The organism is Streptomyces sp. NBC_01497, from assembly GCF_036250695.1.
Taxonomy (GTDB): Bacteria; Actinomycetota; Actinomycetes; order Streptomycetales; family Streptomycetaceae; genus Streptomyces.
Genome location: NZ_CP109427.1, coordinates 7118257 through 7136786, shown reverse-complemented (window position 1 = coordinate 7136786; position 18530 = coordinate 7118257). Strand labels below are relative to the sequence as shown.

Sequence of the window (18530 nt, the reverse complement as noted above, 5' to 3'; positions counted from 1 at the left end):
GGTCAGCGGATCGGCACGCCCGAGAGGGTGCGCGCGATCACGAGTCGCTGGATCTCGCTCGTGCCCTCGAAGATCGTGTAGATGGCCGCGTCCCGGTGCATGCGCTCCACCGGGTACTCCCGGGTGAAGCCGTTGCCCCCGAGGATCTGGACGGCCTGCGCCGTGACCTCCTTGGCCGTCTCGCTGGCGAACAGCTTCGACATGGAGCCCTCGGCCGACTCGAACTTCTTGCCCGACGTGGCCATCCAGGAGGCGCGCCACACGAGCAGCCGGGCGGCGTCGATCCGGGTGCGCATGTCGGCCAACTGGAAGGCGATTCCCTGGTTGTCGATGATGGGGCGGCCGAACTGGCTCCGGGTGGTGGCGTAGTCGAGAGCGACCTCGTAGGCGGCGCGCGCGGTCCCCACCGCCATCGCGCCGACGGCCGGGCGGGACGCCTCGAAGGTCGCCATCGCCGCGTTCTTCACGCTGCCCTGCCCGCCGCCCGCGGCCCTCTCGCGGGCCCGGGCGAGGCGTTCGTCGAGCTTGTCCTTGCCCCCGAGGAGGCACGCGCCGGGTACGCGGACACCGTCGAGGACGACCTCGGCGGTGTGGGACGCGCGGATGCCGTGCTTCTTGAACTTCTGGCCCTGGGACAGGCCCGGGGTGCCCGGCGGCACGATGAACGAGGCATGCCCCTTGGAGCCGAGGTCAGGGTCGACGACAGCGACCACGACGTGGACGCCAGCGATTCCGCCGTTGGTGGCCCAGGTCTTGGTGCCGTTCAGCACCCACTCGTCCTTCGCCTCGTCGTAGACGGCGCGGGTGCGCATCGCGGCGACGTCGGAGCCGGCGTCCGGCTCGGAGGAGCAGAAAGCGGCGAGCTTCACGTCGTCGGGCTCGCCGTACATCTGGGGTATCCAGGTGCCGATCTGCTCGTCGGTGCCGTTGGCGAGGACGCCGACGGCGGCGAGGCCCGTTCCGACGATGGACAGGGCGATGCCCGCGTCGCCCCAGAAGAGCTCCTCCATCGCGATGGGGATGCCGAGGCCGGACGGGTCGAAGTACTGCTGCGCGTAGAAGTCGAGGGAGTAGATCCCGAGTTTGGCCGCCTCCTGGATGACGGGCCAGGGGGTCTCCTCGCGCTCGTCCCACTCGGCGGCCGCCGGGCGGATCACATCCGCCGCGAATCCGTGCAGCCAGTCACGGACCTGCTTCTGTTCGTCACTGGGTTCGAGTGTGAACTCGGCCATCTTCCCTCCTTGGTTACCGCTGGTAACCACAGTCTGTTACTGACGAGTAGTCCCTGTCAACCGATCACGCCTGATCAGCACCCTCTCGGCCAGGGGTGTTACGTTGCGCGGGCGTCAAGGATTCGGTAAGGGCGGGGAGAAACGATGGAGACGACACCACAGCCGTCGGAGCAGCGTCAGGCTGCCGGACAGCGTCGGCGGCAACTGCTGGAGGCCGCCGACCGGGTGGTGCTCAGGGACGGCCCCCGGGCCTCGATGAACGCGATCGCGGCGGAGGCCGGGATCACGAAGCCGATCCTGTACCGGCACTTCGGCGACAAGGGCGGGCTGTACCGGGCACTCGCCAAACGCCACACGGACGCTCTGCTGGGCGCCCTGCGGGCGGCGCTCGACGCGCCGGCCGAACGCCGCAGACGGGTGGAGGCCACGCTCGACACGTATCTGGCGGCGATCGAGGCGAACCCGCAGGTCTACCGCTTCCTGATGCACCCGGCCGAGGACGCTCCGCCGCTCGATCAGGGCTTCGACGTCGGCCGCCACTCGGCGCCGCTGCTGCGCCGCCTCGGCGAGGAGTTGGCGACCGTGATCGAGGAGCGCATCGACCTGGGCGAGAACGGCCAGCAACTGGCCAGGATCTGGGGCCACGGGATAGTCGGCATGATGCACGCGGCGGGCGACTGGTGGCTGGGCGAGCGGCCCTGCTCCCGGCAGGAACTCGTCACGACGATGGCGGACCTGCTGTGGGGCCGTCTCGCGGGAGTGGCGGACAAGGCGGGCGGTCCGGGCTTCTGAGCCTCCGGAGCCGGCCGGGACCCGCACGAGACCTGCACACGGAACGGGCGGGAACGCCGGGGCCCGCCGCGGAAAGCCCTCGGGGACGGGACTCGTCGCGGCCCCTCGCGCGCTCACTCCCCGTCACCTCTCGCACCCACCGGGCCACGTCGCGCCGGGCCCCCGCGGATGGCCTTCGCGGATTGCGGCGCCTGCGCGACAGGCGGCGTCCGTGGCCCGCGAAACCCCCGTGCGGGCCGCGTACGCGCCCCGCACGCCGCATCCCGGACCCCCCGGTCCCCGAAGGGCCGCGCCCCCGCGCCGTGCGCCGCGGGGGACACGTACATGCCCTACCGGGCGGACGGCTCGGGACCGGTTGCCGCCCGAGCGGCGCCCCAGGGCGCGCGGGCGGCCGCCCGCAGCACCCTCGACCTGCGGCGCCCGGACAGCCGGTCCGGATACACGCCGCCCGCCAGATGGTCCGTCTCGTGCTGCAGGCAGCGGGCGAAGAAGCCCTCCCCCTCGACGCGTACGGGCTCACCCACCTGGTTCCGCCCCTCCACCACGGCGCGGTCGAAGCGCTCGGTGCCCGCCTCCAGGCCCGGCAGCGACAGACAGCCCTCCGGGCCGCGCACGACGATCCCGTCGGCCACGATCAGGCGCGGATTCACCAGATGGCCGACATGCCGGACATCATCATCGTCCGGGCAGTCGTAGACGAAGACCTGCCGTGCCACGCCGATCTGATTGGCCGCGAGGCCGACGCCCCGGGCCGCGTACATCGTCGCGAACAGGTCCTCGACCAGTTCCGCGAGTCCGGGGCCGAAGCCGGTGACCGGCGCGCAGGGCGCGTGCAGCACGGGATCGCCGAGCGTCCGCATGGCTCGTACGCGCCCACCGCTGCCGGGGATCGGACGCTTTCGCATGACCGTCAGGGTACGGTCCGCATGATCGCCGTGTTCAGCGCGGTGGCGGCTTCGTGCCGCGGTTCTGGGCCGTGGCCGGATCTCGATAGGCTGACCCACGACCGACGCGAGGAGGATCAGGGACGATGGCAGGCAACACGGAGCCGCTGCCTTCGCGGGCCAAGCTGGCCGTGACGGCGGGGAAGGCCGCAGCAGCGGTGTCGCGCGCCGCCGGACGCGGCAGCGGATCGGTGATCGGCGGGAAGGTAGCGCTCCGGCTCGACCCCGACCTGCTGCGCAGGCTCGCGCAGCACCTGGACGTCATCCTCGTGTCCGCGACGAACGGCAAGACCACCACCACCCGCCTGATCGCGGAGGCCCTGCGCGCCGCCGGGCCCGTGGTCTCCAACGCGCTGGGCGCCAACATGCCCGCGGGCATCACCTCGGCGCTCGCGGGGGGCTCGGATGCCCAGTTCGGCGTGATCGAGGTCGACGAGAAGTACCTGGCCGGTGTGGCGCGCGACACCACGCCCAAGGCGATCGCCCTGCTGAACCTCTCCCGCGACCAGCTCGACCGCGCGGCCGAGACCCGGATGCTCGCCGAGAAGTGGCGGGAGGGACTGGCCGGCACCAAGGCGGTCGTGATCGCCAACGCCGACGACCCGCTGATCGTGTGGGCGGCCTCCTCCTCGCCGAACGTGGTCTGGGTCGCGGCGGGACAGGAGTGGAAGGACGACGCCTGGTCGTGTCCGTCGTGCGGCGGCGTGATGCAACGCCCGGGCGACGACTGGTTCTGCGCGCAGTGCGGCTTCCGCCGCCCCGCCCCCAGCTGGGCCCTGCGCGACGATCACGTACTCGACCCGCACGGCTCCGCCTGGCCCATCCACCTCCAGCTGCCCGGCCGGGCCAACAAGGCCAACGCCACGACGTCCGCGGCGGTCGCCGCGACGTTCGGCGTGCCGCCGGGAGTCGCCCTCCAGCGCATGTACCAGGTGCAGGCGGTCGCCGGACGCTACGACGTGGTGTCCTTCCAGGGCCGTGACCTGCGGCTCCTGCTCGCGAAGAACCCGGCCGGCTGGCTGGAGACCTTCTCGCTGATCGACCCGCCGCCGACCCCGGTCATCCTCTCGGTCAACGCGCGCGGCGCGGACGGCACGGACACGTCCTGGCTGTGGGACGTGGACTACACCCGTCTCGGGGGGCATCCGATCTTCGTCCTCGGCGACCGGAAGCTGGACCTCGCGGTCCGCCTCGAAGTGGCGGGCCTGGCCTTCCGCGTCTGCGAGACGCTGGACGAGGCCGTGCAGTACGCGCCGCCCGGCCGTATCGAGGTGATCGCCAACTACACGGCGTTCCAGGACCTGCGCCGGCGCGTAGGCAACTGACCCGTCGAGCCGCCGACGTTACGAGAGGAACGAGCGAGCATGAGCGACAGCAGCCTCAGGCTGGTGTGGATCTACCCCGACCTGCTGAGCACCTACGGCGACCAGGGCAACGCCCTGGTCGTGGAGCGCCGCGCGCGCCAGCGCCGGCTGAACGTCTCGCGGGTGGACGTGCGCAGCGACCAGCCGGTACCGACGTCAGGCGACATCTACCTGATCGGCGGCGGCGAGGACCGGCCGCAGCGGCTGGCGGCCGAGCGGCTGCGCCGGGACGGCGGGCTGAACCGGGCCGTCTCCAACGGCGCGATCGTCTTCTCCGTCTGCGCGGGCTACCAGATCCTGGGCCACGAGTTCGTCAACGACCTCGGCCAGCGCGAGCCGGGCCTGGGCCTGCTCGACGTGGTCTCCACACGCGGTGAGGGCGAGCGCTGCGTCGGTGACGTCCTCGGCGACATCGACCCGCACCTGAACCTGCCGCCGCTGACCGGCTTCGAGAACCACCAGGGCATCACGCACCTCGGCCCGATGGCCCGGCCCTTCGCGCGGGTCAGGCTGGGCCGGGGCAACGGCACCGGGGACGGCACGGAGGGCGCGTTCAACGACACCGTCTTCGGCACGTACATGCACGGTCCCGTGATGGCGCGCAACCCGCACATCGCGGATCTGCTGCTGAAGCTGGCCCTCGATGTGAACGCTCTGCCTCCGGTCGACGACCGGTGGTTCGACGCCCTGCGCAACGAGCGGATCAACGCGGCGGTCCAGCCCGCCTGAGCGGCGCCGCCGCACAGCTGAGCGGTCCGTTCCGCGCACCGTTCGCACCCCTCCTGAGCAGCGTCTTCACCATCTGAGCGACCGCGACCGGCGATCCGGCGCCCGCCTGTCCAGCAGGCGGACGCCGGGTTCGGCGCCGGTGCCCCTCGCCGGTAGGGTGGCGGCGATCAGACCGGACGACGGGGTCCGGCCATCGCCCCACACGTTGCAAAGGTTGTCCGGGCCATGCGTATTGGTGTCCTCACCTCCGGCGGTGACTGCCCCGGCCTGAACGCGGTGATCAGGTCCGTCGTGCACCGGGCCGTCGTCGACCACGGCGACGAGGTCATCGGGTTCCACGACGGCTGGAAAGGCCTTCTGGAGTGCGACTACCGCAAGCTCGACCTTGACGCCGTCGGCGGCATCCTGGCCCGCGGCGGCACCATCCTCGGCTCGTCCCGCGTGCAGCCCGCGCACCTGCGCGGCGGCGTGGAACGCGCCCGCGGCCACGTGGCCGACCTGGGCCTCGATGTGATCATCCCGATCGGCGGCGAGGGCACCCTCAAGGCGGCGAACCTGCTGTCCGAGGCGGGCCTGCCGATCGTCGGCGTTCCGAAGACCATCGACAACGACATCGCCTCCACGGACGTGACGTTCGGCTTCGACACGGCCGTCGGCGTCGCGACGGAGGCCCTGGACCGGCTGAAGACCACCGCCGAGTCGCACCAGCGCGTGCTGATCGTGGAGGTCATGGGCCGGCACACGGGGTGGATCGCGCTGCACTCGGGCATGGCCGCGGGCGCGCACGCCGTCGTCGTACCGGAGCGGCCCTTCGACATCGGCGAGCTGACCGAACTGGTCGGCAAGCGGTTCTCGGCGGGCAAGCGGTTCGCGATCGTGGTGGTCGCCGAGGGCGCCAAGCCCCGCGAGGGCTCGATGAAGTTCGACGAGGGCGGCACCGACATGTACGGCCACGAGCGCTTCGCCGGGGTCGCGGGTCAGCTCGCCGTCGAGCTGGAGCAGCGTCTCGGCAAGGAGGCACGGCCCGTCATCCTGGGCCATGTCCAGCGCGGTGGCACCCCGACCGCGTACGACAGGGTGCTCGCGACCCGTTTCGGCTGGCACGCCGTCGAGGCGGCGCACCGGGGCGAATTCGGCATGATGACGGCGCTGCACGGCACCGACATCGAGATGGTGCCGCTCACGGAGGCCGTCGAGACCCTCAAGACGGTCCCGGCCGAGCGGTACGCCGAAGCCGAGTGCGTCCTGTGACCACGCGTTCCTGACGGTGTGTCGGTGCCCCTCCCGGACGGACGGTCCGGCGCCCCGCGCCAGGTGATGGACATCCGCCCCCGCCCGCAGTCGCGGCCGGGGGCGGTTCTAGTCTGGTCCCGGACATCAGGTACGAATCACGCCCCCACAGGAGTACGCGGATGGATCACAGCATGCACGGCATGATGATGGATTTGCCGCCGTTCACGCTGGGCCGGGCGTTCGTCTACTCGTCCGACCCGTTCTTCCTCGTCTCCTGCGCCCTGGGTATCGCCCTGTACGGATGGGGCGTGCTGCGGCTGTGGCGCCGGGGCGACGCGTGGTCCCCGGGCCGGAGCATCGCGTTCGTGCTGGGCGTCCTGCTGGTGGGCGTGACGATGTGCACCGGACTGAACGACTACGGCATGGTCATGTTCAGTGTGCACATGGTGCAGCACATGATCATCAGCATGGTCGCGCCGATCCTGCTGCTGCTCGGTGCCCCGGTGACCCTCGCGCTGCGGGCACTGCCGGTGCTGGGGCGGGGCCGCAAGGGCCCCCGCGAGCTGCTGCTGATGCTCCTGCACAGCCGGTTCGTCCGGGTGATCTCCCACCCGGCGTTCACCATCCCCGTGTTCATCGCGAGCCTCTACGGCTTCTACTTCACGCCGATCTTCGACTACCTGATGGGGTCCGGAACCGGGCACATCGTGATGATGGTGCACTTCCTCGCCGTGGGTCTGCTGTTCTTCTGGCCGATCATGGGCGTCGACCCGGGCCCGCACCGCTCCGGCTACCTGATGCGGATGCTGGAGCTGTTCGCGGGGATGCCGTTCCACGCGTTCTTCGGCATCGCGCTGATGATGGCGAGCCAGCCGATGATCAAGGCGTACCAGCACCCGGCGGCCTCGCTCGGGATCGACGCGCTGTCCGACCAGACGGCCGCCGGCGGGATCGCGTGGGGCTTCAGCGAAGTTCCCTCCGTGCTGGTCCTGATCGCCCTGGTCTTCCAGTGGTACCGCTCCGACCAGCGCCAGGCGACGCGCATCGACCGCGCCGCGGACCGGGACGGGGACAAGGAGCTCGCCGCGTACAACGCCTATCTCGCGTCGCTGCAGGCTCGCGGGCAGTAGCGCGGGGACCCCGGTTCGGGTGAGGATGGCCTCACCGTCGGGCCGGGAGGAGGACACAGATGTCCGGATCCACGAAGAGCATGGGCATCATCACGGTGATCGCGCTGGTGGTGATCACCGCCTACACCGTGGCGCTCGGCAGCAGCGGCTGGCTCTGGTTCGGCTGGGTCGTCCTCGGGCTGGTGACGCTGGGAATGATCGCGACCAGCCGGAGCGACTGAGCGGGGCCCGGCCGCGACCCGGTCAGGGCCGGTACGCGGGGCCGCCAGGAGCGTGGATGAAGGCGAAGGCCCGGTGCTCGCGCACCGGGCCTTCGCCTTTCGCCACGTGCGTGCAGTGCCCGGACTGCTCGCATGTCCGGACTGCTTGCACTGCTCTCACTGCTTCAGCTGCCGCTACGGCTCCGACCGTGCGGTCCTTGCCGTGGACGGTGCCGATTCAGCCGGTGTCGCCCCGTCGGGCCGGGGTCGCGCCGTTGGCGCTCTGCCCCTGGTCCCTGGTGTCGACCGAGGTACCGGGCGTCGGTACGCTGCCGCCCTGGCCGTTGCCGGTCCCCGCACGCAGCGTGTTCAGGATGGCCATGCCCTGGCTGACCAGGCCCGCGACCATCTCGTTGAGCCCGTCCGTACCGTTAAGCACGGTCAGGTTGGCACCCTGCAGACCCCGGGACGCCGCCTCAGCCAGCTCGGGCAGCACCTCGACGACGCGGTTGGCCGCGATGAGTTCCTGGTTGCCGTTCTTCAGGGACTCGGCGCGCGCCGCGTTCGCGTCCGCCTCGGCCTGCGCGAGCGTCCGCTCGGCGTACGCCTTGCCGTCCGCCTCGGCCTTCGCCCGGTCGCGGTTCGCCTCGGCGAGGGTCCGCTGCCGGTACGCCTCGGCGTCCGCCGGACGCCTGACCTCGGCCTCCAGCCGCTGGGCGGCCAGCCGTGCCTGCCGCTCCGCGAGGACCGTCTGGGCCTCGATGACCTCGTGCGACGCCTCGGCCTCCGCGAGCGGTCCGGCCTGGCTCGCGCGGGACGCGGCCTGCTCGGTCTCGGCCTGGAACCCGGCGCGCTTGATCGCCGTGTCCCTCTCGTACGCGGCCTTCAGCGCCGCGGCCTCCTGCTCGCGCTCCGCCGCCTGCTGGTCGGCACGGGCCGCCGCGATGCGCGCCTGGCTCGCGACCGCCGCCGCGTGCGGCGCCGCCAGGTTGTCGACGTAGCCGGTGCTGTCCATGATCTCTTGGATCTGCAGGGCGTCGACGACGATGCCCAGCTTCTCCATCTCGCTGTGGCTGCCTGCCTTGACCTCCTGGGAGACGCGGTCACGCTCCCGGATGATCTGCTCGACGGTGAGACCGCCGATGATGGACCGCAGGTGACCGGAGAAGATCCGGCCGACCAGTTCCTCCATGCGGTGCTGCTCGGTGAGGAACCTGCGGGCGGCGTTGGCGATCGACACCGCGTCGTCGCCCACCTTGAAGACGGCGACCGCGCGAACGGTCAGCCGGATGCCCTGCTGGGTGACGCACTCTTCGGCGATCTCCGCCTCGCGCAGCGCGAGCGAGAGCATGCGCGCCCGCTGTTTGACGGGGAGGACGAAACTGCCGTGTCCGGTGACGATGCGGAACTGCGTGTCCTCCCGCCGCCGCTTCGAACCAGAGATGAGCATCGCCTCGTTGGGCGCGGGAACACGCCAGAACAACATGAGAAGACTCCTGTCGCAAAACGCGTTGGATGGTGGTCAGGAGGGAAGGGGCTCCACGATCACGGAACGTGCCGAAATGCACTCGGTGACCATCACCCGGATGTGTCTGCCGATCGGCTGCTCCGCCCAGGCGGCGTACGCCTCGGAGCCGCCCCGTACGGCGACCAGCACTTCGCCGAAGCCGTCCTGCGGGATCGGAACCGTGATCCGGCCGATCGCCCCCACGGGGCTGGCCGACGAGTCATCTGTCTCGGACATCGACCGTTGTCCCACCTCCACCCACCCGTCCGGCCGGGACCGGAGATGTTCGGCGACCCCCTGCCGCCGACCTCTTCACACTACTCCGCGTGGTGCCTTCGGGACTGTCCCGGGGACGTTACCGAACGGGAACGGAACGCCCGTCTCACAGGACCAGATCCGCCAGCCGGTCGACCTCGTCGGGACGCGCGATCGTGGGAGTGAACGTCAGCTCGTTGACGCCGATCGCGGCGAACTCGTCGACGATCCCGCGGATGCGCCGCGGCGTGCGTACGACACCGTCCGCGATGGTGTCGGCGTGCTCGCCCGCGTAGGCGTAGTAGCCGCGCACGTAGCGGTCGGAAGCCTCGGCGCTCGCGGCGTCCCCGGCCGCGCAGAAGTACGCGAGACCCAGCAGCCGGGGCTCCCCGGCGCGACCGGCCGCGCTCCACGCCTCGCGTACCCGGCCGACCATCGGCTCGGCCCTGCGCGGGCCGCCGCCCGCGCCCGTCCAGCCCGCACCCCACCGCGCGGTGCGGCGGACGGCACGCGCGCCGTGACCGCCGATGAGGACCGGCACCGTACCCCCGCCGGGCACGACCGCGCGGCGTTCGCCGGGGAAGTCACCGTCCTCGACGGCCTCGCCGCGCCAGGCGGCGTGCAGGTACTCCAGCTGCCGGTCGAACGCGGCGCCCCGGCCCGCGAAGTCCCGTTCCGCCGGGAGGTAGTCGGACGCGCGGGCGCCGACGCCGAGGCCGAGGGTGAGGCGGTCCCCGCTGAGCTGCGCCAGCGTGCCGGTGATCTTCGCGAGGACCGCGTCGGGGTAGGTCGGAGCGAGCACCGCGTTGGTGGTGAGCCCGATGTGCGACGTGGCACCGGCGACGACGGCGAGGGCGGTCAGCGAGTCGTACGACGGGTACGGGACGCGGCCGATGGTGGAGACGAAGGCGAAGCCGCGCTCCTCGGCGCGCTTCGCCCAGGCCCGCATCACGGGGGCGCTGGTGCCGGTGGTGGTGTTCGGGAGGGCGATGCCGATGCGCACGGCGGCGGGCTCCTTCTGCGGGAGACGCGGTGATCCCTGCCGGGGGTGCCGTGCGATCACCTGGGCACCCGTAGCCGTGCCCGGCGCGGCGGTCCCGAAACCCGGCCGACCCGACCGGTCGCGCCGGTCGGGTCGGTGAGGTCTGTGGGGTCGGTGAGGTCTGTGGGTCACGCCGGTCGTACGGGAGCGGGTGGCGCGACCGTGCCGCCGGGGTCGCGCCGGCCGTACGAGCCGGGGTGACCCGGCCGGGTTCGGACGGTCAGTACGAGGCGTGCCTGCCGTGCGTCCCGCGCGCGGCCCGCATCCTGCCGGGCCGGTACAGGAGCAGGAACACCGTCGCGACGATCGTCACGGCCTGCGCGATGACCGTGATGGTCTTGTCGCTGTACCAGATCGGCTCGTACATGTCGGGGAACGGGCCGAACGATCCGACGTCGTCGTAGCGGTAGATCAGCAGCAGCGCGAGCCCGCCCGCCGCGGTGGCCCAGGCGAACAGGTCACCCGGTACGCGCCGCCAGAACAGCACGAGCAGGGCGGCGACCCCGGCGATCGCGGACTCGATGCGAAAGAGCGTGCCCTGGCTGATGCTGTCGCTGACGGCGTCGTACCGTCCGGCCAGGTGGGCGTGCAGGTAGGCGTCGACGACCAGGCCGGCCGCTGCCAGCAACCGTGCGATGCCCCGCGGGAAGCGTCCCGCTTGTGTCTCGCTTGTCATGGCGGCTCCTCAGCTGACTGTGAGTGTGCCCTTCATGAAGGGATGGATGGAACAGTCGAACGGGTAGGAGCCCGCCTTGTTCGGCGCCGTGAACGTCGTCGTCTTGCCGGGCTGGATGTGCCCGGTGTTGAACTTTCCGCTGCCCGTGCCGGTGACCGTGTGGGCGGTCGTGTCCTTGTTGGTGACCGTGACCTTGGCACCGGCCTTCACCGTCAGCTTCGACGGCATGAACTTGAAGTTGTTGATGGTGATCGTGGTCTTGCCCGTGGCCGGCGCGGAGCTTGCGGCGGAGGTGGCCGCGGACGCCGAGGCGGGTGCGGACGTGGGCTTGGAGCTGCTGCTGCTGCTCCCGCCGCTGTTGCTGTCCGAGCAGCCCGCGAGGGCGAGGGCGGTCAGGGCGAGGGCGGCCAGGGCGAACCGTGGCCGGCCGGTGCGGAGCGAGAGCGACATGGTGACTCCGGGGTCCTGGGGGACGTCCGCCTGGACGCCGGTGGGCAGCCCGGGACGTGCTTGTCGCCACCAGTGGAACCCGCGTCCGTCCCCCGGGCCAGCGGACGGGGCCGTCCGGGCTACGTCGTACGTGGTGCCGGTGCGGATGCCGACGCATGGGGGCGCGCGACACCACGGCGCACTCCCCCTGGTCGCGGGCGGGGCGGGGGCGGCCAGGGTCGCGTGTGCCCCGCCCCCCGCCCCCGCCCCCGCCCCCCGCGACGCTCGACGCTCGACGGGAGCCGGCGGCCGGGGCCACAACACCGCAGGTCCCGGTCGACTGTTGGACCCACCGGGTGCCGCCGGGAGCCGGCGGCGGCACCGCGCCGGAGTGATCGATCTCGCAACCACCACCGTCCTTGGGGGGGTGCGCCGGGGGCGTGCGGCGCGGCAGGCTTCGGTCGGGCGCTCGCCACGGGGCGCCCTCCCCCTCTGCGACAGGAGCGCCACCATGCCCGAGCTCGAACGGGACGGCGAGGTCTTCGTCCTCCACCTGGACCCGGACGACGAGAACCGCTTCCACCCCGACCGGCTGACCGCGTGGGAGGCCGCCCTGGACGCGGTGGACGCGGCCGAAGGCCCGAAGGCACTGGTGACGGCCGGCAGCGGCAAGTTCTTCTCGAACGGTCTCGACCTGGACTGGCTGCTGGCCCACGGCGACCAGCAGGCCGCCTACCTCGACCGGGTGCAGGGGCTGCTCGCCCGCACGCTCGCCTCGCCGGTGGTCACGGTCGCCGCGCTGAACGGGCACACGTTCGCCGCCGGGGCGATGTGGGCGCTCGCCCACGACCTACGGGTGATGCGCGCGGACCGCGGTTACTTCTGTCTGCCCGAGGTGGACCTGGGTCTGCCCTTCCAACCGGGCATGTCCGACCTGCTGCGCGCGCGGCTGACCCCCGCCGTCGCGCACGAGGCGATGACCACGGGACGCCGCTACGGTGGCCGGGCCGCGCGGGAACTCGCGATCGTGGACGCCGTGGCGGACGCCGGCCAGGTCCTCGCGACGGCGGTGGAACTGGCACGGCCGCTCGCGGTGAAGTCCGTGCCGGTGCGGGGCCGGATCAAGGAGACGCTGTACGCGCAGGCGCTGGCGTCGCTGCGGACACCGACGACCGCGTGAACACTGTCCGTTCGCCGGGCCGGCGGGCCGGGGGCCGGGTGGCGCCGACATCGCGCCGGGGCAGCGCCGTCGCCGGGACGCGCCGGGATACGCCCGGACAAGCCGGGGCCGGAACGCGTCAGGCCTGGCCGGTCTCGAAGCGGCTGATCCTCTCGCCCCGGACGGTGAAGGACCACCGGGTCCGCATGTGGCCGTACGTCGCGTTGGAGTAGTCCGCGACGAGCGAGAGACCGTCGTCCGACTGGGATTCGACCTCCAGGTGTCCGGACGAGGAAAAGATCTCCCGGTCGGTCCAGGCAGCCAGGTCGCGCTCACTGCCGTCGTCGGACATCGTCGCGTCGTCCGTCAGCACGGCGCGGAACGCGTCCCGGTCCCCCGCGTTGAGCGCGGTCACGAACGAGGCGACGACGGGGTCGGCCGGCAGGGTGGTCATGGTGCGCTCCCTCTGGGACGGACGGGGGTCCCCGTGCCCGGCGGACCGCGTACGGGTGCCGGCGCCCGTACGCCGGCGAGGCCAGTATCGCCGGGCCCGACGTCCGGCGCGATCCGGTGGCGCGGCCTCTCGTGCCTGCCCCGGCTTGCGTGCGGGGAGCCCACCCGCGAGGTGCGCAAGGGCGGAACCGGCCGGTCGGGCACGCCCTGCTGTGTCGAAGATCGCATGCTTGCGGACGTCCGGACAGGCGATCTCCGGGTACACGCAGCTGTGCGAACGGCATAATGGTTCGTTTCGGTTCCGGAGGGGGTGCGGCGTGATGCGTGTCGCGGTGGTTGATGTGGGTTCGACGTCGGCGCATGTGGATGTGGTCGAGTTGCGCAAGAAGCAGCCGCCGCGGCAGTCGGTGACGGTGAAGCACAAGGTGACGCTCTCCCGCGACGTGGGTCCCGACGGGCGTATCCGGGAGAAGTCGATGGCCCGGCTGGTGCGGGCGGTGGGCCGCGCGGCCGACACGGCGGCGCTGCACGGCGCCGAGGAGATGGTCGCCTTCGCGACCTCGGTGGTACGCGACGCGCCCAACCGGGACGCGGTCCTGGCCCGGGTGGCGGCGGCCAGCGGCGTACGGCTGGGGGTGCTGACGCCCCGCCAGGAGGCGAGACTGACGTACGAGGGCGCGCGGGCGTGGAGAAGACCCGGCCGCGACGAGCCCCTGCTCGTCGCGGACATCGGTGGCGGAACGTTCGAACTGGCCCTCGGCACGGGCTCCCGGGCCGGGAGCTTCGTGTCCTCGCCGCTCGGGGCACGGCGACTGACGCTCGCGGCCCTGCCGGGCGACCCGCCGAGCCCGCACGACGTGGCCCGGCTGCGCCGGTACCTGGCGCGTGAGGTCCCCGTACTCCTGAAGGCCCTCGGACGGCTGCCCGAGGACATCGGATGCGTCGGAGCGTCCAGGGTCTTCGCCCAGCTCGCGACGGTCACGGCGGACATCGAGCGGCCTGCGGGCGGCGACACCCCGGCCGCCGCCGTCAGCACGGCGGACCTGTCCGGGCCGCCCACGCTCGATCTCGGACGGCTGCGCGCGGTCCTGCCGGACCTCGCGGCCATGACCTGGCAGGAGCGCGCGGAGCGGCCGGGGGTCTCCCGGGCGCGTGCGCCGCACATCCTGGCGGGCGCGCTGCTCGCGGAGGCACTGATGGACTCGGCGGGCATCGCCGAACTGCCCGTGTGCCCCTGGGGACTGCGCGAGGGCATCGCACTGCGGCTGCGGGCGGGCCTGGAGGGGGACGCACGGTCGGTGGAGGGCCTGGACCGGTTGCGCCAGCACGCCTGACCCGATCCGGCTCTCCCGCCTCCCGGGCGGCGGTGCCGACGGCCGGCCCCACCGGCCGCGGGTGAGCGGTGGTTCGGTGCGGCGCCGAGTGTGAAGCCGTTCGGCCCGGTCGCCATGGCCTTCGCCAACGCGCCACGCCACCGGCCGTACTCGTCGACAGCCCGCCGAGCCGAGGAGAGCGTCGGCCGGGCATGCGAGGCGCGAGGCCTGGCCGCGACGACCGCTCCGCTGGGCGCGAAGGCCCCGTGTCGTGCCGTACGACGCCGGTGGCGCACCGCCGTCCGGTCACGGTGCCGGCCGTGGTGCAGCGTTCCCCGTCGCGCGGCGGGCCGCTGCCGTCCAGGGCCGCGGTGCACGCGGTCATGGGCCCGGGTGCCGAGAATCAGACATGAGGCTCCGAGCGGGATCACGCCGGTGTCCGCGGGCCCCTTCCCCGGGTGGCTTCCGCGGCACGACGGACCGGGGCGCACGCGGTGTGGACCCCGAGGGCGGCATCACGGACCGGGCACAGGGCGGAATCACCGCGGATCGGGCCGGGCGGCACGGCGCGGGATGCCGCGCGTGTGCCGGAAGCGTGACTGTCGCGGTCGCGCGACGGCCTCGGCGCTCACTCGTACGGGAGGCTCCGGGGAGCGCCACCGTCCGGTCCGGTCAGCCAGGCGCGGACGCCGGCGGGCGCGGTGGGTCCTGAGTCCTCTTCGACGTTCCTGGCGAGGTCCGCGACGGATGTCCCCCGCAGTGCCGCCCGCCATGCGGCGTCCGCGCCCGCCATCGCGCGGGCGATGGCACAGGGCCGGGTGCAGTCCTCCCGCGGTGTCGCCAGCGGGCCCCTCTGACGTATCTCCGTGCACACGAAGGCGGGCCGGGGGCCGTCGAGCGCCACGACGACGTCGAGGACGGTGATGAGTTCGGGTGCCCGGGTCAGGACGTATCCGCCTGCCTTGCCCTGGACGGAACCGACCAGGCCCGCGCGCGAGAGTGCCTGGAGTTGCTTGGCGAGGTAGGTCCCTGACACGTCGTGCAACTCCGCGAGGCGCGCCGCGGGAACCGGGGCCGTGGCCTCGGTCAGGACGACACAGCAGTGCAGAGCCCATTCGACCCCGCCGGACAATTTCACGCCCGTGCCTCCCCGTTCCCTCAACTCGGACAAAGACTATCCGACTATTATCCCGGACAAGAAGTATCCGAGTTGAGGACGCGTCCTCCACGAACCCCGGCATGCCCACGGCACGCCGCGAAAGGTGAGAGCCATGAAGGTCACAGTCATCGGCGGTACCGGGCTGATCGGCTCACAGGTGGTCAAGAAGCTGACAGCCGCGGGACATCAGGCCGTTCCCGCCGCGCTGTCCACGGGCGTCGACCTGCTCACGGGCCAGGGCCTCGACCAGGCCCTGGACGGCGCCGAGACCGTGGTCAACCTGGCGAACTCACCGACCTTCGACACCGCCTCCCTGGACTTCTTCCGCACATCCATGGACAACCTGCTCGCCGCGGGGGACAGGGCCGGTGCCCGGCACCAGGTCGTCCTCTCGATCGTCGGGGTGGACCAGGTCCCCGAACTGGACTACTACCGGGCGAAGGCACTCCAGGAGGAGTTGCTGCGGCAGGGGCCCACGCCCTACTCCATCGTGCGCGTCACCCAGTTCTTCGAGTTCATGGACGCCGTCCTGTCCTGGACCTCCGACGCGAGCACCGTGCGGCTGCCCGCGACGCCGCTGCGGCCGATGGCCGCCGCGGACGTCGCCGACGCGGTCGCGGAGGTCGCCGGCGGCGCACCGCTCCGAGGGATCCGGAACTTCGGCGGCCCCGACGTCTTCCCCCTCGACGAACTCGGCAGACTCACCCTCGCCGCCCACGGGGACGACCGGAGCGTCGTCGTCGACGACACGGCCGGCATGTTCGCGGCGGTCTCGGGCGACGTACTCGTCCCCGGGCCGGACGCGCGCCTGGCACCCACCCACTACCGGGACTGGCTCCGGCAGGCCCACTGACGTGACGCCCGGGGGCTGCCCGCCACCGGCTCCGACGCGGCCGCCCCGCGCAGGTACGGGCCGCCTCGAAGGTGTCGGACCATGCCGTCCCCGGCGGGCTACGCTCCAGTATGCGCACGCGGGAGAACGCCCGGCGGCCAGGACGAACGGGACCTCGGGAAGTGACTCGCGGGGCCGCGCGGACCGAGGTCTCCGCAGGGCCCCTGGAGCTGTTCGTGGCCCAGGGATCCGACCGGACACCCGTCGATGGGAACCACGTCGACCGGATCGCCCAGGAGGTCGGGATGGCCACCGGAGGTGTCTTCCGGTACCTCGACACCGAGGAGGACAGGGTCGCCGGCGACCTGATCGAACGCGGCCACGAGGTCGCCGAGGCCTTCGGACCCGGCCGGTGCGGGAGCCGCCGCGGACCGCGCTCCGCCCTGGCCTTCAGGTGTGTGCCGCACCGCCGGCGGAGGACGTACGGCCCGCGCAGGGCGACCCGGCTCGCCGGGACGCCCTCGCTGCGGGCGGCGACGCCGAACAGGCACCCGCGGTGGCAGCCACTCCTCGTCCCCGACGCCGCCGACCGGCTCGGCGGGCCGGGAAGACCCGTGCCCTGTGTGCCCACCCGATCGTCCCGTCTTCCCTGGCGTGCCTGGACGTCGCCACCACCGAGTGGACCGGCCGGGCGGGGCGCCGCCCCCTCGGGAAGCTCCCGGACACGGCGATCGGCCCCGTACGGGACGAGGCCGGTGGCGGCCCGGCCCGTCCCGGGCGCTGACCCTCCCCACGGATACCACCCCCACGCGGATACGACAGAGAGAACCATGGCCACTCCCGTGCACAGTGTCGGCATCCTGGTGTTCGACGGTATGAAGATGCTCGACGTCTCCGGGCCCGCCGAGGTGTTCAGCGAGGCCAATCTGAACGGCGCCGCGTACCGGCTCAGCCTCATCTCCGTGGGCGGTTCGCCGGTGCGCTCGTCCATCGGCCTCACCCTGCCGGTCGACACGGACACCGCGGGCGCCGCGCCGTTCGACACCCTCCTGGTGTCGGGGGGCGACGCCTTGCCGGGTTCGGCCATCGACCGGGAACTGGTCTCGGCGGCCGCCGCGCTCGCGGCGGCCGCGGGACGGGTCGCCTCGATCTGCACCGGCGCGTTCATCCTCGCGGCGGCCGGCCTGCTGGACGGCAAGCGGGTCACCACGCACTGGCGGCACACGGCGCTGCTCGCCCGCAGCCATCCGCACACGCGCGTGGAGCCGGACGCCATCTACGTCAAGGACGGTACGACGTACACCTCGGCCGGGGTCACCGCGGGCATCGACCTGGCTCTCGCCCTGGTGGAGGAGGACCACGGGCCCGATCTGGCGAGGAGCGTGGCGCGTTCACTGGTGGTCTACATGCAGCGTTCGGGCGGGCAGTCGCAGTTCTCCGCGCCGCTGCAGGGGGCGCCGCCCCGGACGCCGGTGCTGCGTCTGGTGCTGGACGCGGTGCAGGCGGACCCCGCGGCGGACCACAGCCTGGACTCGCTGGCCGCACACGTACGGGTGAGCCCCCGGCACCTGACGCGGCTGTTCCGCGCGGAACTGGGGACCACCCCACTGAAATACGTGGAACTGATCCGGTTCGACATCGCCAAGGCGCTCCTCGATTCCGGCCACAACGCGACCGAGGCAGCAGCCCTGTCCGGCTTCCCGAGCTACGAGACCCTGCGGCGCGCCTTCGCCCGGCACCTCGGGATCTCCCCGACGCACTACCAGCGACGGTTCACCACCACGGCCCGCCGGACGCCGTCCAGGGCCTGAGCGGACACCGGTCCGACCGCGAGGACACCGGGCGGCAGCGCGACGGCGCCCCGAGCGCGAGGACGGACGGCGCGCGGCGGCACGCGACGGGCCGACCGCGGGAAACGGCCGCCCGCATCCCACCGCAAGGGTGAATCACGGCGGCCGTGTGCCGGTGTCGTGGCCTCACACGTGCTGATTTGAGTGATGAATCGGGGGTCACCTCCTCGACCACGCCGGGGGGGGCCGCCGTCGCCCGGTACCAGGACAGAGCCCGACCCGTGCCGATCG

Annotated in this window: 19 protein-coding genes; 10 read left to right on the top strand and 9 right to left on the bottom strand. The window is 72.4% G+C overall.

The window, feature by feature from the left end; genetic code table 11:
* Positions 1–2 precede the first annotated feature (2 nt).
* The gene (locus OG310_RS30270; protein ID WP_329459009.1) at positions 3–1232 is read right to left on the bottom strand and encodes an acyl-CoA dehydrogenase family protein; all 1230 of its coding nucleotides are present in this window, start codon (positions 1230–1232) and stop codon (positions 3–5) included.
* A 144-nt stretch (positions 1233–1376) separates the two neighbouring features.
* On the opposite strand from OG310_RS30270, the gene OG310_RS30265 reads away from it, so the two are divergent.
* Complete coding sequence (locus tag OG310_RS30265) at positions 1377–2024, top strand: TetR family transcriptional regulator (protein ID WP_329459008.1); 648 nt, start codon at positions 1377–1379, stop codon at positions 2022–2024.
* 329 nt (positions 2025–2353) lie between these two features.
* Here OG310_RS30265 and def read toward each other — a convergent pair whose 3' ends face one another.
* On the bottom strand, positions 2354–2929 hold the full coding sequence (gene def / locus OG310_RS30260) for a peptide deformylase (protein ID WP_329459007.1): 576 nt from the start codon (positions 2927–2929) through the stop codon (positions 2354–2356).
* Between the two features lie 125 nt (positions 2930–3054).
* On the opposite strand from def, the gene OG310_RS30255 reads away from it, so the two are divergent.
* The 5 genes from OG310_RS30255 (at position 3055) to OG310_RS30235 (ending at position 7645) form a co-directional block, all read left to right on the top strand.
* Positions 3055–4293 (top strand): Mur ligase family protein, encoded by a 1239-nt coding sequence (locus OG310_RS30255; protein WP_329459006.1) that lies wholly within the window; start codon positions 3055–3057, stop codon positions 4291–4293.
* 39 nt (positions 4294–4332) lie between these two features.
* Positions 4333–5061, top strand: a complete 729-nt coding sequence (locus OG310_RS30250) for a type 1 glutamine amidotransferase (RefSeq protein ID WP_329459005.1) — start codon at positions 4333–4335, stop codon at positions 5059–5061.
* Positions 5062–5286: 225 nt separating this feature from the next.
* Positions 5287–6312, top strand: coding sequence for a 6-phosphofructokinase (locus OG310_RS30245; RefSeq protein WP_329459004.1), 1026 nt, complete (start codon positions 5287–5289; stop codon positions 6310–6312).
* A 161-nt stretch (positions 6313–6473) separates the two neighbouring features.
* Positions 6474–7424 carry a cytochrome c oxidase assembly protein gene (locus OG310_RS30240; protein WP_329459003.1) on the top strand — a complete coding sequence of 317 codons (951 nt, stop codon included), beginning with the start codon at positions 6474–6476 and terminating at the stop codon, positions 7422–7424.
* Positions 7425–7483: 59 nt separating this feature from the next.
* Positions 7484–7645 (top strand): hypothetical protein, encoded by a 162-nt coding sequence (locus OG310_RS30235; protein ID WP_329459002.1) that lies wholly within the window; start codon positions 7484–7486, stop codon positions 7643–7645.
* A gap of 217 nt (positions 7646–7862) precedes the next feature.
* Here OG310_RS30235 and OG310_RS30230 read toward each other — a convergent pair whose 3' ends face one another.
* The 5 genes from OG310_RS30230 to OG310_RS30210 form a co-directional block, all read right to left on the bottom strand.
* The gene (locus OG310_RS30230; protein WP_329459001.1) at positions 7863–9110 is read right to left on the bottom strand and encodes an SPFH domain-containing protein; all 1248 of its coding nucleotides are present in this window, start codon (positions 9108–9110) and stop codon (positions 7863–7865) included.
* A gap of 36 nt (positions 9111–9146) precedes the next feature.
* Entirely contained in the window at positions 9147–9368 is a 222-nt protein-coding gene (locus OG310_RS30225; RefSeq protein WP_329459000.1) for a hypothetical protein, read from the bottom strand.
* Positions 9369–9513: 145 nt separating this feature from the next.
* Entirely contained in the window at positions 9514–10389 is an 876-nt protein-coding gene (locus OG310_RS30220) for an LLM class flavin-dependent oxidoreductase (RefSeq protein ID WP_329458999.1), read from the bottom strand.
* A gap of 259 nt (positions 10390–10648) precedes the next feature.
* A complete protein-coding gene (locus OG310_RS30215) occupies positions 10649–11104 on the bottom strand; it encodes a hypothetical protein (protein WP_329458998.1) in 456 nt (151 codons plus the stop codon).
* 9 nt (positions 11105–11113) lie between these two features.
* The gene (locus OG310_RS30210; RefSeq protein WP_329458997.1) at positions 11114–11554 is read right to left on the bottom strand and encodes a cupredoxin domain-containing protein; all 441 of its coding nucleotides are present in this window, start codon (positions 11552–11554) and stop codon (positions 11114–11116) included.
* Positions 11555–12044: 490 nt separating this feature from the next.
* On the opposite strand from OG310_RS30210, the gene OG310_RS30205 reads away from it, so the two are divergent.
* On the top strand, positions 12045–12713 hold the full coding sequence (locus OG310_RS30205) for an enoyl-CoA hydratase/isomerase family protein (RefSeq protein ID WP_329458996.1): 669 nt from the start codon (positions 12045–12047) through the stop codon (positions 12711–12713).
* Between the two features lie 118 nt (positions 12714–12831).
* On the opposite strand, the gene OG310_RS30200 is transcribed toward OG310_RS30205, so the two are convergent.
* On the bottom strand, positions 12832–13146 hold the full coding sequence (locus tag OG310_RS30200) for a nuclear transport factor 2 family protein (protein ID WP_329458995.1): 315 nt from the start codon (positions 13144–13146) through the stop codon (positions 12832–12834).
* A gap of 319 nt (positions 13147–13465) precedes the next feature.
* Here OG310_RS30200 and OG310_RS30195 point away from each other — a divergent pair, with 319 nt between their 5' ends.
* Entirely contained in the window at positions 13466–14479 is a 1014-nt protein-coding gene (locus tag OG310_RS30195; protein ID WP_329458994.1) for a Ppx/GppA phosphatase family protein, read from the top strand.
* Between the two features lie 607 nt (positions 14480–15086).
* Here OG310_RS30195 and OG310_RS30190 read toward each other — a convergent pair.
* Positions 15087–15596: an RrF2 family transcriptional regulator gene (locus OG310_RS30190; protein WP_329458993.1), complete on the bottom strand. Its 510-nt coding sequence runs from the start codon at positions 15594–15596 to the stop codon at positions 15087–15089.
* A 133-nt stretch (positions 15597–15729) separates the two neighbouring features.
* On the opposite strand from OG310_RS30190, the gene OG310_RS30185 reads away from it, so the two are divergent.
* Together OG310_RS30185 and OG310_RS30180 are read left to right on the top strand one after the other, a co-directional pair.
* Positions 15730–16470 (top strand): SDR family oxidoreductase, encoded by a 741-nt coding sequence (locus tag OG310_RS30185; RefSeq protein WP_329458992.1) that lies wholly within the window; start codon positions 15730–15732, stop codon positions 16468–16470.
* Between the two features lie 809 nt (positions 16471–17279).
* Complete coding sequence (locus OG310_RS30180) at positions 17280–18260, top strand: GlxA family transcriptional regulator (RefSeq protein WP_329458991.1); 981 nt, start codon at positions 17280–17282, stop codon at positions 18258–18260.
* Positions 18261–18530: the final 270 nt, after the last annotated feature.

Bases quoted from the DNA above. Each gene is read 5' to 3' on its own strand.
- def (WP_329459007.1), bottom strand. From the start codon at position 2,929: ATGCGAAAGCGTCCGATCCCCGGCAGCGGTGGGCGCGTACGAGCCATG.
- OG310_RS30245 (WP_329459004.1), top strand. From the start codon at position 5,287: ATGCGTATTGGTGTCCTCACCTCCGGCGGTGACTGCCCCGGCCTGAAC.
- OG310_RS30255 (WP_329459006.1), top strand. From the start codon at position 3,055: ATGGCAGGCAACACGGAGCCGCTGCCTTCGCGGGCCAAGCTGGCCGTG.
- OG310_RS30270 (WP_329459009.1), bottom strand. From the start codon at position 1,232: ATGGCCGAGTTCACACTCGAACCCAGTGACGAACAGAAGCAGGTCCGT.
- OG310_RS30180 (WP_329458991.1), top strand. From the start codon at position 17,280: ATGGCCACTCCCGTGCACAGTGTCGGCATCCTGGTGTTCGACGGTATG.
- OG310_RS30210 (WP_329458997.1), bottom strand. From the start codon at position 11,554: ATGTCGCTCTCGCTCCGCACCGGCCGGCCACGGTTCGCCCTGGCCGCC.
- OG310_RS30200 (WP_329458995.1), bottom strand. From the start codon at position 13,146: ATGACCACCCTGCCGGCCGACCCCGTCGTCGCCTCGTTCGTGACCGCG.
- OG310_RS30250 (WP_329459005.1), top strand. From the start codon at position 4,333: ATGAGCGACAGCAGCCTCAGGCTGGTGTGGATCTACCCCGACCTGCTG.
- OG310_RS30230 (WP_329459001.1), bottom strand. From the start codon at position 9,110: ATGTTGTTCTGGCGTGTTCCCGCGCCCAACGAGGCGATGCTCATCTCT.
- OG310_RS30265 (WP_329459008.1), top strand. From the start codon at position 1,377: ATGGAGACGACACCACAGCCGTCGGAGCAGCGTCAGGCTGCCGGACAG.
- OG310_RS30195 (WP_329458994.1), top strand. From the start codon at position 13,466: ATGCGTGTCGCGGTGGTTGATGTGGGTTCGACGTCGGCGCATGTGGAT.
- OG310_RS30215 (WP_329458998.1), bottom strand. From the start codon at position 11,104: ATGACAAGCGAGACACAAGCGGGACGCTTCCCGCGGGGCATCGCACGG.
- OG310_RS30185 (WP_329458992.1), top strand. From the start codon at position 15,730: ATGAAGGTCACAGTCATCGGCGGTACCGGGCTGATCGGCTCACAGGTG.
- OG310_RS30240 (WP_329459003.1), top strand. From the start codon at position 6,474: ATGGATCACAGCATGCACGGCATGATGATGGATTTGCCGCCGTTCACG.
- OG310_RS30205 (WP_329458996.1), top strand. From the start codon at position 12,045: ATGCCCGAGCTCGAACGGGACGGCGAGGTCTTCGTCCTCCACCTGGAC.
- OG310_RS30235 (WP_329459002.1), top strand. From the start codon at position 7,484: ATGTCCGGATCCACGAAGAGCATGGGCATCATCACGGTGATCGCGCTG.
- OG310_RS30225 (WP_329459000.1), bottom strand. From the start codon at position 9,368: ATGTCCGAGACAGATGACTCGTCGGCCAGCCCCGTGGGGGCGATCGGC.